Here is a 13,527-nt window from a genome sequence, read left to right as displayed (position 1 = left end):
ATCACGTGTCGCAAATCGTTGTTATCCGGCGCTTTTAACAACGATTTGCGACACGTGATCAACTTCAGCGCCTGATCCGGCACACGAAGTGGCCGCTTCACCACACCCAGTGTCGCGCCGACCGATATCCGCGCGCACACCAGCCCTCACGGCCATAAGGCCGGCCCTGATCTTCTTCATGCGCACCGCGCAGACCGCCACCGCCCGGCTGCCCCGTCTGCCGTCGACCACCCTGGGGGTGCAGATCTTCGGCAGGGCCGCCACCCACCACGACACCGCAGCCCAGGCGAAGAACGGAGGCCAGATGTCGCGGTAGGCATCGACACCCCGGACACCGTCGTCCGGCGGCGGGACGTCGAACATGACGATGTCGGCGGTGTGGTCGGCGAGAACGGCGTCGAGGTCGTAGGTGGTGATGGCGGTGATCCAGCGGGTGATGAGATCCCTGATCAGATTTCGTCCATGCCTCTATAACTTGCGGGAGCCCGGGAAATCATCGGTCGGGGCCGATCGCAGGGGCATGTTAGCCGCTGGCCGGGCTACGGTTCAGGGCATTCGTGGGGGTCGTTAGCGCTGGTCGGCTGCGGTGAGGGGGCCTGCGGGGCAAGGGCGCTTCCTTGGCGGCAAGATCCAGCCAAGTTGATCTACATTCCCGCAGGTCGGCGAGGCATCGGGCGCCCAAAGGAAGCGCCATTGGGCCTGCGGGGTGCGTTGGCGGTGTTGGCTGCGGTGTAGGGCGCCTCCGGCGGGTCTCGGGCTCCGGGGAGGACTTGCTTCCCGTCTGGCCGCGGGTTGCGTTGGCCCGGTCGTGTTGGCCCGGTCGTGTTGGCGTGGTGGGTGGGGTGGGGTGGGGTGTCGCGTGCCTGGCTGCCCCGTCTGTCGTCGTCCAGGCGAAGCCGAGCAGATCTGCCAGCTTGGGCGGGGGTCGGCATGGTCGGCGCCCTGGGGCGCCGTCCTTGCCTGGCTTCGCTCCGGCGCCCGGTTCGAGCTCGTCGCCCTGGACGTCACGGCCGGGGCCGATGTCGCCTTCGCGCATGCCCTGCTGCGCTGCGGCGAGCCGGCGGAGCTGGCCGCGCACCCCGAGCGGCGGCTGCGCGTCACCTTCGGGCTGCGCAAGGAGGAGGGGCGCTGGAAGGTCGGGGCGTGTCTGATGGTTTGTGTAATTGATCGGCTTCCATGTCGAGGAGTACACAAATGACCATGACAGACGATCGGGACGTGGCCGGTCCCCGGCGCGGGGACCGGCCACCCGGGTCAGGCCGGTTTCAGCAGGTCCGCGAAGCCGAGTCCCCGGTAGAACTCGCGCCGGACCCGGTCTCCGACCCGGAACACCTCTTCCGCTCCGTCCTGCGCCGGGTCGACGTACACCCGGAACGGCCGTGTGCCCTTCTTCAGCCCGACCACCCGCGCGATCTCCCGCGCCACCTCCGCCGGATCCGCGTCCTCCGGCGATTCCTGTGCCTGGCGGGTGAGCAGATCGTCGATCGTGGAGCCGTACTCCGCCGAGTACGCGTCCGCGACCGCGGAATCCTCCGGGTGTCCCGCGTGCGCGTAGTGGTTCGTGCCGGTCGTGAACGAGCCCGGCACCATGATGGTGGTGTCGATGCCGAAGCGGGACAGCTCCGCCGCGTAGCTGACCGCGAGCGCGTCGAAGCCGGCCTTCGCCGCGAAGTACGGCGCCAGGTACGGCGGGGTGCCGCCTCGGGCGCTGCTCGAACCGACCCACACCAGCAGCCCGTCACGCCGGCGGCGCAGGTGCGGCAGTGCCGCCCGGTTGACACGCTGTGTGGAGAGGACGTTCACGTCGTACACCGCGGCGAGTTGTTCCGGGGTGAAGGCCTCGGCCGGGCCGAGGGTCATGTGCCCGGCGTTGTGCACGACGACGTCGAGGCGGCCGTTCTCCGCGATGATCCGGGCGATGGCCGCGTCCACCGAGCCCTGGTCGGAGACGTCCATCTCCAGCGCGTGCGCACCCGCGGCGTACCCGTCGAAGTCCTTTGCGGCCTGCTGGTTCCGGTCTTCGGTGTTCCGCATGCCGGCGTAGACGGTGTGGCCGGCGTCGGCGAGTGCCCGGGCGGTCATCGCGCCGAAGCCGCTGGACGCGCCGGTGACGACGGTGATCATATGATTCCTCCGTTCGCGCGGATGATCTGGCCGTTGATCCAGCGGGCGGGTCCGGCCAGGAAGGACACCACCTCGGCGGTGTCCTCGGGGGTGCCGAGCCGTTCCAGTGGTGGCGCGGACGCGAAGCGGTCGATCGTCTCCTGGTCCTTGCCGTCGAGGAAGAACGAGGTGGCGGTGGGGCCGGGCGCGACCGCGTTGACGGTCACGTCACGGCCGCGCAGTTCCTTGGCGAGCACGCGGGTCATCGCCTCGACGCCGGCCTTCGCGGCGACGTATCCGCTGTAGGTCTCGTGGGCGAGGCCGACGACGGACGACGAGAACGTGATGAACGCGCCGCCCCGGCGCAGGAGTGGCGTGGCCGCGCGCGCGACGATGAAGGTGCCGCGCACGTTGATGTTCAGCATGCGGTCGAGGTCGTCCAACTCGAGTGAGGTGAGCGGCGCCAGGATCATGATGCCGGCCGTGTTGACCACGACGTCGACGCCGCCGAAGGTTCGGGTGGCCGTCTCGAACAGCGCGGTGGCCTGGTCCGGGTCGGTGAGGTCGGCCTGGGCGGCGGCGGCGCGACCGCCGGCCGCCTCGATCGCCTTGACCGTCTCGTCCGCCTTGTCGCGGTTGCCGGCGTAGTGGACGAGCACGCTCATCCCGTCCGCGCCGAGCCGTTCCGCGACGACGCGGCCGATGCCGCCGGAGCCGCCGGTGACGACCGCGACCCTTTGGTTGTCCATGTGTGTCTCCCGGGTTGTCGGGCGGCGTGCTGCCGCCGTATCAGGACGTTCCCGGTGAGCGAAAGGATCGAGATCCGCGCGTTGCGCTCTTCAAGCCCTCAGTTGCGGCGGTACGCCGTGGGCGTGCACCCGTAGGCACGCTGGAACGCGGTCGCGAACCGGCTCGGGCTGGCGTACCCGCAGATCAGCGCGACCCGCTGGACCGGCAGCGTGCCGCCGCGCAGCAACTCCGCGGCCGCGTCGAGGCGCAGCCGGGACAGGTAGCGGTGCGGGGTCAGGCCGGTGGTTCGCGCGAACGTGCGCAGGAAGTGGTACTTGGACAGGTTGACCAGCGCGGCCAGCTCGTCCAGCGACACGTCGTCGGCGAGGTGCGCGCGCATGTAGTCCACGATCAGGTCCCGGTCGGCCGTGCCGAGCGGCGTCGCCTCTCCCGGCGAGGGTGCGGTCGCGGTGACCCGGTGCGCCAGGTGCGCGACCAGCCCCTGGGCGACCGCGTCCGCGTAGAGGCCGGGTGCGCCGGTGCCGAGCGCGTCGTGCAGCGCGCGGGCGGACGCGGTCACGTACGGGTCGTCGACCGCCAGCGCGTCCGGGACGGCGCCGGTGCCGGGCAGCAGCGCGGGGTCGAGGCGCAGGTGCAGTGACCGCATCGGCTCGGTCCCGGTGGCGCGCCAGCGCAGTTCGCTGCGGTTGCCGGGCGCGGTCACGCCGATCGATCCGGGGCGGTACGCGGCGCGGTGCCAGGTCCGCCCGTGCCGGCTCTCGATCCGGTAGCGGCCGTCCGTGACCAGCACCAGCAGCAGCTCGGGGACGCGGGTGGCGAACGCCTCGGCCTCGGCGGGGTCGTCGTAGACCGCGGCGTGCACCCGCCGCCACCCGAGCCCGTCACTGCCGGTCAGCCGCCGTGACGGCAGCGCTTCGATCGTCATGCGCCAATCCTCGCTCGGCGTACCGCGGAATGGTCGTGGTCTTATTCCGGCATCACGTGGTGCCGCCCGAGCGGCAGCATCAGCGGTTTGCCCGTGGTCGGGTCCGGGATGATGCGGCTGTCCAGGCCGAAGACCGCGCGCACGCAGTCCTCGGTGAGCACGTCCGCCGGGTCGCCGGCCGCGTGCACGGTGCCGGCCGCGATCGCGATCAGGTGGTCGGCGTACCGCGCGGCCAGGTTGAGGTCGTGCAGCACCATCACGATGGTGGTGCCGCGCGACCGGTTCAGGTCGGTGAGCAGGTCGAGCACCTCGACCTGGTGGCTGACGTCGAGGAACGTGGTGGGCTCGTCGAGCAGCAGCACGTCGGTCTGCTGGGCGAGCGCCATCGCGATCCAGACGCGCTGCCGCTGACCGCCGGAGAGTTCGTCCACGGCCCGGTCCGCGAGTTCGGCCGTGTGCGTGGCGTCCAGCGCGGCCGCGACCGCCACGTCGTCCTCGGTGGACCAGCGGGACAGCATGCGCTGGTGCGGGTGCCGGCCGCGGCCGACCAGGTCCGCGACCGTGATGCCCTCCGGCGCGATCGGTGACTGCGGCAGCAGGCCGAGCGTGCGGGCCAGTTCCTTGGCCGGCATCCGGTGCACCTCGCGGCCGTCCAGCAGCACGTGCCCGGTGCGCGGCGCGAGCAGCCTGGACATCGAGCGCAGCAGCGTGGACTTGCCGCACGCGTTCGCGCCCACGATCGCGGTGATCTTCGCCGGCGGGAACGCCAGGTCCAGATCGGTGATGACGACGCGCTCCTTGTAGCCGAGCGTGAGGTTCTCGGCCTGCAGCGAATGGTCGGTGGTCACAGCGAGCCTCCGGCCCGGTTGGTGCGGATGAGCAGGTAGAGCAGGTACGGCGCGCCGAGCACGCCGGTGACGACGCCGACCGGGTAGCGGATCTCCAGCGCGTACTGCCCGGCGAAGTCCGCGACGAGCACGAGAAGCGCACCGACCAGCGCCGAGGGTACGAGCAGCGACGCGCCCGGCCCGATGATGCGCGACGCGATCGGACCGGCCAGGAACGCCACGAACGCGATCGGCCCGCACGCCGCGGTGGCGAACGCGATCACGCCGACCGCCGCGATGATCAGCACGATCCGGGTGACCTCCAGCCGGATGCCGAGCGCCGCGGCCATGTCGTCGCCGAGCTGCAGCATGAACAGGTTGCGCCCCTGGCCGAGCAGGATCGGGCCGAGCACGAGCAGCGCGATCGCGACCGGCACGGTCTCGCCCCAGCTGGTGCCGTTGAGGCTGCCGGTCAGCCAGCGCAGCACCTCTTGGAGATCCCACTGGGACGCGGTGGAGAGCACGTACGAGGTGGCGCTCTGCAGCATCGCGGCCATGCCGATGCCGATGAGCACCAGGCGGGTGCCGGCCACGCCGTCCCGGAACGAGAGCAGGTAGATGATCAGGGCGACGCCGAGCCCGGCCGCGATCGCGAACGTGGAGGTGGCGGTCTCGCTCAGGCCCAGCGTGACGATGGCGAACGCGGCGGCCGCGCTCGCGCCCGAGCTGATCCCGATGATGTCCGGGCTCGCGAGCGGGTTGCGCAGCATGGTCTGGAACGTGACGCCGCCGAGGCCGAAGCAGATCCCGGCGAGCAGCGCGAGCGTGGCCCGCGGCAGCCGCAGCGTGCCCACGGTGAACGTGGCGCCGGGGACGGTCTCGCCGAGGATCACCCGGAACACGTCGTCCGGCGGGTAGAACGTCCGGCCGAACATGATGTTGACCGCGTACATGGCGAGCACCATCAGTGCGACCACGATCAGCACGGTGCGGCGGCGCCGGGCCCGCCGGACCCGGCCGCGGGTGACGGCCTCAAGGGTCGTGGTGCTCACAGCTCGCGTACCTTCTGCCGGCGGACGATGTAGATGAAGAACGGGGCGCCGATCAGCGCGGTGATGATGCCGACCTCGACCTCCTGCGGCCGGTCGACGACCCGGCCGACCACGTCGGAGACGGTCAGCAGCGCGGCGCCGAGCAGCGCGGCGAACGGCAGGATCCAGCGGTGGTCGAGCCCGATCAGCAGCCGGCACACGTGCGGCACGATCAGGCCGATGAACATGATCGGGCCGGTGACCGCGGTGGCCGCACCGCAGAGGACGACCGCGCCGAGCGCCGCGACGCCGCGGGCGACCGCGGGCCGCTCGCCGAGGCCGGTGGCGAGTTCGTCGCCGAGCGCGAGCGAGTTCAGCGGGCGCGCGGAGAGCAGGCAGATCACGAACCCGGCCAGCAGGAACGGCCCGACCAGCCGGATGTTCTCCCAGCTACCGCCGCCCACGCCGCCGATCTGCCAGTCCTGGAACCGGTCGGAGACGTCGGCCCGGGGCAGGATGACCGCGGTGATCAGCGAGGTCAGCGCGGCCGTGGTGGCGGTGCCGGCCAGCGCGAGCTTGAGCGGCGTGGCGCCGCCGCGGCCGAGCGAGCCGACCGCGTAGACGAAGATCGCGGAGATCGCGGCGCCGAGGATCGCCACCCAGATCACGCCGACCGCGGAGGCCAGGCCGAACGTGGTCATGCCGACCACGACCGCGAGCGAGGCGCCCATGTTGACGCCGAGGACGCCGGGGTCGGCCAGCGGGTTGCGGGTCACGCCCTGCATCACCGCGCCGGACACCGCCAGGGCGGCGCCCACGATCACGGCCAGGAGGGTACGCGGCACGCGCTTGAGCACCGCGGCCTGGTCGATGGTGTCCGAGTGGCCGGCCACGCCGTCCACGATCGCGGACCAGCCGACGATGCGGGAGCCGAACGCGACCGACGCGAGCATCGCCACGCCGACCACGGCCAGCGCGACGAGGAACCAGAACAGGCGAACGCGGGCCGGACGCCGCACCACGGCGACGTCCGGCTCCTGGAGAAGCGTCATGACACCTTGGCGGCGGCGTCGGCGAGCAGCTTGGCGTAGTCCTTCAGCACGTAGCCGATGGACAGCGGCGTCGGGTTGGCCGCGGCACCCACGGTCGAGGTGCCGACCAGCGCGACCACGGAACCGCGCTTGACCGCGGGGATCTTCGACAGCAGCGGGTCGGCCTGCATCTTCTTGACCATCTCGGCGTCGCCGTAGGTCACGATGATGTCGACGTCGGCCAGCTTGTCGACCTGCTCCGCGCTGACCGACAGCGCGAACTGGTCGGTGGTGCCGGACAGCTCCGCGATGCTCGGCGGCGTGGTCAGGCCCAGGTCCGCGAAGTACGCGCCGCGCGTGTCATGCGTGGTGTAGAAGCTGAACTTGCTCAGGTCCGTCTGGTCCACGTGCGTCATGAACATCGCGGACTTGCCGGACAGCGCCGGGTACTTCGCGACCTCGGCCTTCATCTGGCCCTCGATGTCCGCGATCAGCGCGTCGCCCTGCGCGGAGAGGCCGAGCGCCTTGCTCTCCAGCTTGATCCAGTCACGCCACGGGGTGGCCCACGCGGTGGTCGGGTACGCCACGGTCGGCGCGATCTGGCTCAGCGTGTCGTAGTCCTGCTGGGTCAGCCCGGAGTACGCGGCGAGGATGACGTCCGGCTGGGTGTTCGCCACGGCCTCGAAGTCGATGCCGTCGGTCTCGTCGAAGAGCACCGGGGCAGCACCGCCGAGCTCCTTGATCTTGTCCGAGGCCCAGGGCAGGTAGCCGTCGCCGTCCTCGTCCGCGAAGTTGGCCTTGGCCAGGCCGACCGGGACGATGCCGAGCGCCAGCGGGACCTCGTGGTTGGCCCACGCGACGGTCGCGACCCGCACCGGCTTCGCCGGGATCGTGGTGGTGCCGAGCGCGTGCGTGACCGTGACCGGGAACGTGTCGCCGGCCGGAGCGGCGGAACCGCCGGCCGCGGGGGTCTCTTCGCTGTCGGACCCACAGGCGGTCAGGGCGACCGCCGCCACGACGGCGACGACCCCGGCCAGGAACCGGTGTGAGCGCATAAGGGGAACTCCACTCTCATTTACTAAGGGATGCCTAACCTAACACCTCCCTGCGTAACGCCATGATCAACCCCCGGGATTGTGATCACCACGTGTCCCAGCGGATCACCTCGTCGGGCGCCGGACGCGCGGCCGGACTGAAGTCCGTGCCCTTCGTGAACGCGACCGGCGTCAGCACCGCCTGCGCCACGGTGTCGAACGGAATGCCGAGAATGCCGGCCACGTCGCGCTCCCGCGCCCGGTGCATGGACGTCCACGCGGTGCCGAGCCCGCGCGCCCGGGCCGCCAGCATGAAGCTCCACATGCCGGGCAGGATGTTGCCGATCATCGCCTCCGCGTACACCCGGTTCGGCGCCTCCACACAGCCCAGCACCAGCACCGGCGCGTCGCCCATGTGCTCGCCGAGGAAGTCCGCGGAGCGGGCCACCCGCGCCTGGACGCGGTCGCGCTCCGGGTCCCCGGTCGGGTTGCCCGGGTAGGCCGGCGACGCCTTGTATCCGGCGTAGACCTCGCGGTAGACGTCGCCGATCGCGCGCCGCTTCGACTGGTCGCGCACCACCACGAAGCGCATGGTGACCACATTGGAGCCGGACGGGGCCTGCAACGCCATCGCCACGCACTCGCGGATCAGGTCGTCCGGCACCGGGCGGTCCAGGTCGAGTCGCTTGCGCACCGCCCTGGTGGTGGACAGCAGCTGGTCAGGGTCAAGATCAAGCAGGGTCATACCCGCACGATAGACCCGCTGCCGTACGGAAGGGTCAGCCGGCGGACCATCCGGCGTCCGCGCACGCGGTGGCGAGCCCGTCGGCGGCCTCGTCCCACTCCCGGTCGGAGTTGTTGGCCTTGCGGCCGAGCGCGGAGGCGCTGTCGGCGATCCGGGCGTTGTCGGTGCGCCGCGCGGACGCCATCACGTTGTCCGCCAGCGACAGCCGCGGACCCTTGCTGTCCGCGGCGTCCCGCCCGGCCGCGAAGTCGGCGCACGCCCGCCGTGCCGCGTCGTCCAGGGTGCCGGGCGCCTGGCTCTCCGCGTCGCCGCCGGCCGCCAGGCCCCACGCCACGGCCACCGCGGCGACCACCGCCACGATGATCGTGGTGCGACTGGGCTTGAACTTCAGCTTCACCATCTCAACGTAGCGTGCGACCCGCCCGGCGTGCGCTTTCACTCACGGTCAGTCGCGCGCCGCCGCGTTCGTGGCCGCGGCGTCCTTGGCGTCGCGGAAGGGCAGGCGGTCGAAGACCGTGACCACCTCGCGGATCAGGCCGTCCCGGATCACCAGGCGGTCCGAGCCGAGGCTCACCGGCACCGGCCTCGTCCGGGTGACGTAGTGGACCGCCGCGCCGTCCTCCCCGCCGTACACCGCCGTGATCTCGGCCGCGGTCATCAGATCCAGGAAACGCTCCAGGAACGCGCGGTACGCGGCCGCGCCCTCGAACCGTCCGGCCGGCGCGTCCAGCACCACGTCCTCCGCCACGTACGCCATCGCGGCGTCCAGGTCCCGCGCCATCCAGGCGCTCGCGTACCCCTCGGCGATCTTGGTGTTGTCGGTCATGATTCTCCCTCTCTCGTGCGTCGGGGATGATCCTGCCCGGGATACATGACACAGTCCGTCATGTATTACCGATCACAGACCACGGGGGTACGCGATGCGCTCCGACCGCCTGCTGTCGCTGCTCCTGCTGCTGCAGTCACACGGCCGGCTGCCCGCACCCGAGCTGGCGCGGCGCCTCGAGGTGTCGGTGCGCACGGTGCTCCGGGACGTGGAGGCGCTCTCCGCCGCGGGCATCCCGGTGTATACGGAGCGCGGCCGGCACGGTGGGATCGCGCTGCTGGCCGGGTTCCGCACCGACGTGACCGGGATGACCGCGGACGAGGCGCGGGCACTGTTCGTGCTGCTCACCGGCGATACGCACGCGTCGCTCGGGCTGGGCGCCGCGGCCGGATCGGCGCTCCGCAAGATCATGGCCGCGTTGCCGGCGCCGCACCGGGAGGCGGCCGACCTGGTGGCGCGGCGGATCATCGTCGACCCGGTCCGCTGGCGCACCGGCGCGTCGGTCGTGGACCTGTCCACGCTGCAGGAGGCGGTGTTCACCGACCGGCGGCTCCGGCTGCGCTACCGCTCCGGTGACGCGCCGGCCCCGGCGGAACGGGTCGTCGACCCGTACGGTCTCGTCGAGAAGGCCGGTGTCTGGTATCTCGTCGCGGACCGGGACGGTGAGCCGCGTCTCTACCGCGCGGACCGCGTGGTGGCCGCGGCGGTTCTGGACGCGCCGGCCCAGCGCCGGAACACCACGCTCGCGGACGAGTGGGAGGTGCTCCGGGCGCGGGTGGACGATTTCCCGGCCCGGTTGACCGTGCGGGTGCGGGTCGCGCCGGCCGTGCTGGCGCGGTTCGCGTTGATGCACCGTGCCGAGTTGCTGTCACCGGTGCCGGCGGACACGGCGGAGCCGGTCGAGTTGGAACTGCGTTTCGCGGCCACGGCTGCGGCCCGCACGCTGCTCGCGTTCGGCACCGACGTGACGGTGCTGTCGCCGAAGTCGGTCGTCACGGATCTCGCCGAGGTCTCCGCCGCCACCGCGGCTCACTACGCCGCCAGTCGCTGAGCGGCCTCACCACCGCTTCGGCTTCCCACCACATCATGATCGGAGCGCCTCCCGTGTTGTTCTCACGGCGTGGGGCCCTCCCGGATCCCGAAAAACACGTCAGGGCCACCCCGCGAGGGGTGGCCCTGATCATGAAGAAGTCCGGCGGCGTCCTACTCTCCCACACCCTCCCGAGTGCAGTACCATCGGCGCTGGCAGGCTTAGCTTCCGGGTTCGGAATGTGACCGGGCGTTTCCCTGCCGCTATAACCGCCGTAACACTATGAACTTAACCGGGTTCTTCACGGTTGTTTGTTCAGATATCACACAGTGGACGCGAGCAATCTCATCAAAGTTTGTGTAGTCAAGTCCTCGGCCTATTAGTACCGGTCAACTCAACACGTTACCGTGCTTACATCTCCGGCCTATCAACCCAGTCATCTACTGGGAGCCTTACCCCCATCACTGGGGTGGGATACCTCATCTTGAAGCGAGCTTCCCGCTTAGATGCTTTCAGCGGTTATCCCTTCCGAACGTAGCCAACCAGCCATGCCCATGGCAGGACAACTGGCACACCAGAGGTTCGTCCGTCCCGGTCCTCTCGTACTAGGGACAGCCCTTCTCAAGTATCCTACGCGCGCGGCGGATAGGGACCGAACTGTCTCACGACGTTCTAAACCCAGCTCGCGTACCGCTTTAATGGGCGAACAGCCCAACCCTTGGGACCTGCTACAGCCCCAGGATGCGACGAGCCGACATCGAGGTGCCAAACCATCCCGTCGATATGGACTCTTGGGGAAGATCAGCCTGTTATCCCCGGGGTACCTTTTATCCGTTGAGCGACACCGCTTCCACACGCAAGTGCCGGATCACTAGTCCCGACTTTCGTCCCTGCTCGACCCGTCAGTCTCACAGTCAAGCTCCCTTGTGCACTTACACTCAACACCTGATTGCCAACCAGGCTGAGGGAACCTTTGGGCGCCTCCGTTACCCTTTAGGAGGCAACCGCCCCAGTTAAACTACCCACCAGACACTGTCCCTGAACCCGATAAGGGCCCGAAGTTAGATACCCAGATCAACCAGAGTGGTATTTCAAGATTGCCTCCACCCGAACTGGCGTCCGAGCTTCACCGGCTCCCACCTATCCTACACAAGCCAACCCAAATACCAATGTCAAGCTATAGTAAAGGTCCCGGGGTCTTTCCGTCCTGCCGCGCGTAACGAGCATCTTTACTCGTACTGCAATTTCGCCGGGCCTGTGGTTGAGACAGTGGGGAAGTCGTTACGCCATTCGTGCAGGTCGGAACTTACCCGACAAGGAATTTCGCTACCTTAGGATGGTTATAGTTACCACCGCCGTTTACTGGCGCTTAAGTTCTCAGCCTCGCCCTCACGGGCTAACCGGTCCCCTTAACGTTCCAGCACCGGGCAGGCGTCAGTCCATATACATCGTCTTACGACTTCGCATGGACCTGTGTTTTTAGTAAACAGTCGCTTCCCCCTGCTCTCTGCGGCCATACCACGCTCCACCAGCAAGTGGCTTCACGCGTCCGGCCCCCCTTCTCCCTAAGTTACGGGGGCAATTTGCCGAGTTCCTTAACCACAGTTCACCCGTCGCCTCGGTATTCTCTACCTGACCACCTGTGTCGGTTTAGGGTACGGGCCGCTCAGAACTCGCTAGAGGCTTTTCTCGGCAGCATAGGATCACTGACTTCACCTGAATCGGCTCGGCATCACGTCTCAGCCTATATGTGTCACGGATTTACCTATGACACGGCCTACACGCTTACCCCGGCACTACCACTCACCGGGCTCAGCTACCTTCCTGCGTCACCCCATCGCTTGCCTACTACCCACCAGGATCCCAGACTCCACACTCTTGGACCGAAGTCCGCCAGCGCTTCGCGTGGTTAGCACAGCGAGGTTCGGCAGGGACGCTCTTTCGCGGGTACGGGAATATCAACCCGTTGTCCATCGACTACGCCTCTCGGCCTCGCCTTAGGTCCCGACTCACCCAGGGCGGATTAGCCTGGCCCTGGAACCCTTGGTCATCCGGCGGAAGGGATTCTCACCCTTCATTCGCTACTCATGCCTGCATTCTCACTCGTCCAGCGTCCACCACTAGGTCACCCTGCAGCTTCACCCGCTGAACGACGCTCCCCTACCCATCCACACCTAAATGTGAATGCCACAGCTTCGGCGGTGTACTTGAGCCCCGCTACATTGTCGGCGCGGAACCACTTGACCAGTGAGCTATTACGCACTCTTTAAAGGGTGGCTGCTTCTAAGCCAACCTCCTGGTTGTCAATGCGATCCCACATCCTTTTCCACTTAGCACACGCTTAGGGGCCTTAGCTGGCGATCTGGGCTGTTTCCCTCTCGACTACGAAGCTTATCCCCCGCAGTCTCACTGCCACGCTCTCACTTACCGGCATTCGGAGTTTGGCTGACTTCAGTAACCTTGTAGGGCCCCTAGGCCATCCAGTGCTCTACCTCCGGCAAGAAACACGTGACGCTGCACCTAAATGCATTTCGGGGAGAACCAGCTATCACGGAGTTTGATTGGCCTTTCACCCCTAACCACAGGTCATCCCCCAACTTTTCAACGTTGGTGGGTTCGGCCCTCCACGAGGTCTTACCCCCGCTTCAGCCTGCCCATGGCTAGATCACTCCGCTTCGGGTCTAGAACATGCGACTACGACGCCCTATTCAGACTCGCTTTCGCTACGGCTACCCCACCCGGGTTAACCTCGCCACATGCCACTAACTCGCAGGCTCATTCTTCAAAAGGCACGCCGTCACCCCAAAAGGCTCCGACGGATTGTAGGCGAACGGTTTCAGGTACTATTTCACTCCCCTCCCGGGGTACTTTTCACCATTCCCTCACGGTACTCGTCCGCTATCGGTCACCAGGAAGTATTCAGCCTTACCAGGTGGTCCTGGCAGATTCACAGCAGATTTCAGGAGTCCGCTGCTACTCGGGTGCCACTACGAGAGGTCGACTATTTTTGCGTACCGGACTTTCACCGTCTACGGCCAGACATTCCAGACTGTTCCACTAACAATCGACTTTGTAACTCTCGTCAAACGTGTCAGCATTTGAAAAGTGGTCCCACGACCCCGACACCGCAACCCCTGACAGGTATCACGCGATATCGGTTTAGGCTAGATCCGCTTTCGCTCGCCACTACTCGCGGAATCACATGTTGTTTTCTCTTCCTGCGGG

The 13,527-nt window shown here is 68.0% G+C and carries 12 protein-coding genes, 2 rRNA genes and 1 pseudogene (1 of these 15 cut by a window edge); 2 read left to right on the top strand and 13 right to left on the bottom strand.

Going from position 1 to position 13,527, the window contains the following annotated elements; genetic code table 11:
• Window positions 1–276: 276 nt before the first annotated feature.
• A pseudogene (locus J2S43_RS06255) lies at window positions 277–453 on the bottom strand (nuclear transport factor 2 family protein); the annotation flags it as partial.
• A 253-nt stretch (window positions 454–706) separates the two neighbouring features.
• Between J2S43_RS06255 and J2S43_RS42150 the strand changes: the two are divergent.
• Window positions 707–1,198 (top strand): nuclear transport factor 2 family protein, encoded by a 492-nt coding sequence (locus J2S43_RS42150; protein WP_370881606.1) that lies wholly within the window; start codon window positions 707–709, stop codon window positions 1,196–1,198.
• A gap of 56 nt (window positions 1,199–1,254) precedes the next feature.
• Here J2S43_RS42150 and J2S43_RS06245 read toward each other — a convergent pair whose 3' ends face one another.
• From J2S43_RS06245 to J2S43_RS06200, 10 genes are all read right to left on the bottom strand, one after another.
• Window positions 1,255–2,124: an SDR family oxidoreductase gene (locus tag J2S43_RS06245; protein WP_306827626.1), complete on the bottom strand. Its 870-nt coding sequence runs from the start codon at window positions 2,122–2,124 to the stop codon at window positions 1,255–1,257.
• The gene (locus J2S43_RS06240) at window positions 2,121–2,852 is read right to left on the bottom strand and encodes an SDR family oxidoreductase (RefSeq protein WP_306827625.1); all 732 of its coding nucleotides are present in this window, start codon (window positions 2,850–2,852) and stop codon (window positions 2,121–2,123) included. The genes J2S43_RS06245 and J2S43_RS06240 overlap by 4 nt, the downstream gene beginning before the upstream one ends.
• 98 nt (window positions 2,853–2,950) lie before the next feature.
• Window positions 2,951–3,778, bottom strand: a complete 828-nt coding sequence (locus J2S43_RS06235) for a helix-turn-helix domain-containing protein (RefSeq protein WP_306827624.1) — start codon at window positions 3,776–3,778, stop codon at window positions 2,951–2,953.
• Window positions 3,779–3,819: 41 nt separating this feature from the next.
• Entirely contained in the window at window positions 3,820–4,626 is an 807-nt protein-coding gene (locus tag J2S43_RS06230) for an ABC transporter ATP-binding protein (protein WP_306827623.1), read from the bottom strand.
• Entirely contained in the window at window positions 4,623–5,657 is a 1,035-nt protein-coding gene (locus J2S43_RS06225; protein WP_306827621.1) for a FecCD family ABC transporter permease, read from the bottom strand. The genes J2S43_RS06230 and J2S43_RS06225 overlap by 4 nt, the downstream gene beginning before the upstream one ends.
• Window positions 5,654–6,688, bottom strand: a complete 1,035-nt coding sequence (locus J2S43_RS06220; RefSeq protein WP_306827619.1) for a FecCD family ABC transporter permease — start codon at window positions 6,686–6,688, stop codon at window positions 5,654–5,656. Before J2S43_RS06220 ends, J2S43_RS06225 begins: the two co-directional genes overlap by 4 nt.
• Window positions 6,685–7,722 carry an iron-siderophore ABC transporter substrate-binding protein gene (locus J2S43_RS06215; RefSeq protein WP_306827618.1) on the bottom strand — a complete coding sequence of 346 codons (1,038 nt, stop codon included), beginning with the start codon at window positions 7,720–7,722 and terminating at the stop codon, window positions 6,685–6,687. The genes J2S43_RS06220 and J2S43_RS06215 overlap by 4 nt, the downstream gene beginning before the upstream one ends.
• Window positions 7,723–7,807: 85 nt before the next feature.
• Window positions 7,808–8,446 (bottom strand): nitroreductase family protein, encoded by a 639-nt coding sequence (locus J2S43_RS06210; RefSeq protein WP_306827617.1) that lies wholly within the window; start codon window positions 8,444–8,446, stop codon window positions 7,808–7,810.
• Window positions 8,447–8,480: 34 nt separating this feature from the next.
• The gene (locus J2S43_RS06205; protein ID WP_306827616.1) at window positions 8,481–8,846 is read right to left on the bottom strand and encodes a hypothetical protein; all 366 of its coding nucleotides are present in this window, start codon (window positions 8,844–8,846) and stop codon (window positions 8,481–8,483) included.
• A 45-nt stretch (window positions 8,847–8,891) separates the two neighbouring features.
• Window positions 8,892–9,272, bottom strand: a complete 381-nt coding sequence (locus J2S43_RS06200; RefSeq protein WP_306827615.1) for a nuclear transport factor 2 family protein — start codon at window positions 9,270–9,272, stop codon at window positions 8,892–8,894.
• A 94-nt stretch (window positions 9,273–9,366) separates the two neighbouring features.
• Between J2S43_RS06200 and J2S43_RS06195 the strand changes: the two genes are divergently transcribed.
• On the top strand, window positions 9,367–10,323 hold the full coding sequence (locus J2S43_RS06195) for a helix-turn-helix transcriptional regulator (protein WP_306827613.1): 957 nt from the start codon (window positions 9,367–9,369) through the stop codon (window positions 10,321–10,323).
• A gap of 139 nt (window positions 10,324–10,462) precedes the next feature.
• Here J2S43_RS06195 and rrf read toward each other — a convergent pair.
• Both rrf and J2S43_RS06185 read right to left on the bottom strand, forming a co-directional pair.
• Window positions 10,463–10,579 (bottom strand): 5S ribosomal RNA (gene rrf, locus J2S43_RS06190).
• An 82-nt stretch (window positions 10,580–10,661) separates the two neighbouring features.
• Window positions 10,662–13,527 (bottom strand): 23S ribosomal RNA (locus tag J2S43_RS06185); it runs 210 nt beyond the window's last position.

Origin of the sequence: Catenuloplanes nepalensis, assembly GCF_030811575.1 — a bacterium.
Lineage (GTDB): Bacteria > Actinomycetota > Actinomycetes > Mycobacteriales > Micromonosporaceae > Catenuloplanes > Catenuloplanes nepalensis.
This window is presented reverse-complemented; position numbering and strand designations above follow the sequence as displayed.

Coding starts and splice junctions, on each gene's coding strand:
- J2S43_RS06215 (WP_306827618.1), bottom strand. CDS start 7,722: ATGCGCTCACACCGGTTCCTGGCCGGGGTCGTCGCCGTCGTGGCGGCG.
- J2S43_RS06245 (WP_306827626.1), bottom strand. CDS start 2,124: ATGATCACCGTCGTCACCGGCGCGTCCAGCGGCTTCGGCGCGATGACC.
- J2S43_RS06205 (WP_306827616.1), bottom strand. CDS start 8,846: ATGGTGAAGCTGAAGTTCAAGCCCAGTCGCACCACGATCATCGTGGCG.
- J2S43_RS06195 (WP_306827613.1), top strand. CDS start 9,367: ATGCGCTCCGACCGCCTGCTGTCGCTGCTCCTGCTGCTGCAGTCACAC.
- J2S43_RS06210 (WP_306827617.1), bottom strand. CDS start 8,446: ATGACCCTGCTTGATCTTGACCCTGACCAGCTGCTGTCCACCACCAGG.
- J2S43_RS06240 (WP_306827625.1), bottom strand. CDS start 2,852: ATGGACAACCAAAGGGTCGCGGTCGTCACCGGCGGCTCCGGCGGCATC.
- J2S43_RS06200 (WP_306827615.1), bottom strand. CDS start 9,272: ATGACCGACAACACCAAGATCGCCGAGGGGTACGCGAGCGCCTGGATG.
- J2S43_RS06235 (WP_306827624.1), bottom strand. CDS start 3,778: ATGACGATCGAAGCGCTGCCGTCACGGCGGCTGACCGGCAGTGACGGG.
- J2S43_RS06220 (WP_306827619.1), bottom strand. CDS start 6,688: ATGACGCTTCTCCAGGAGCCGGACGTCGCCGTGGTGCGGCGTCCGGCC.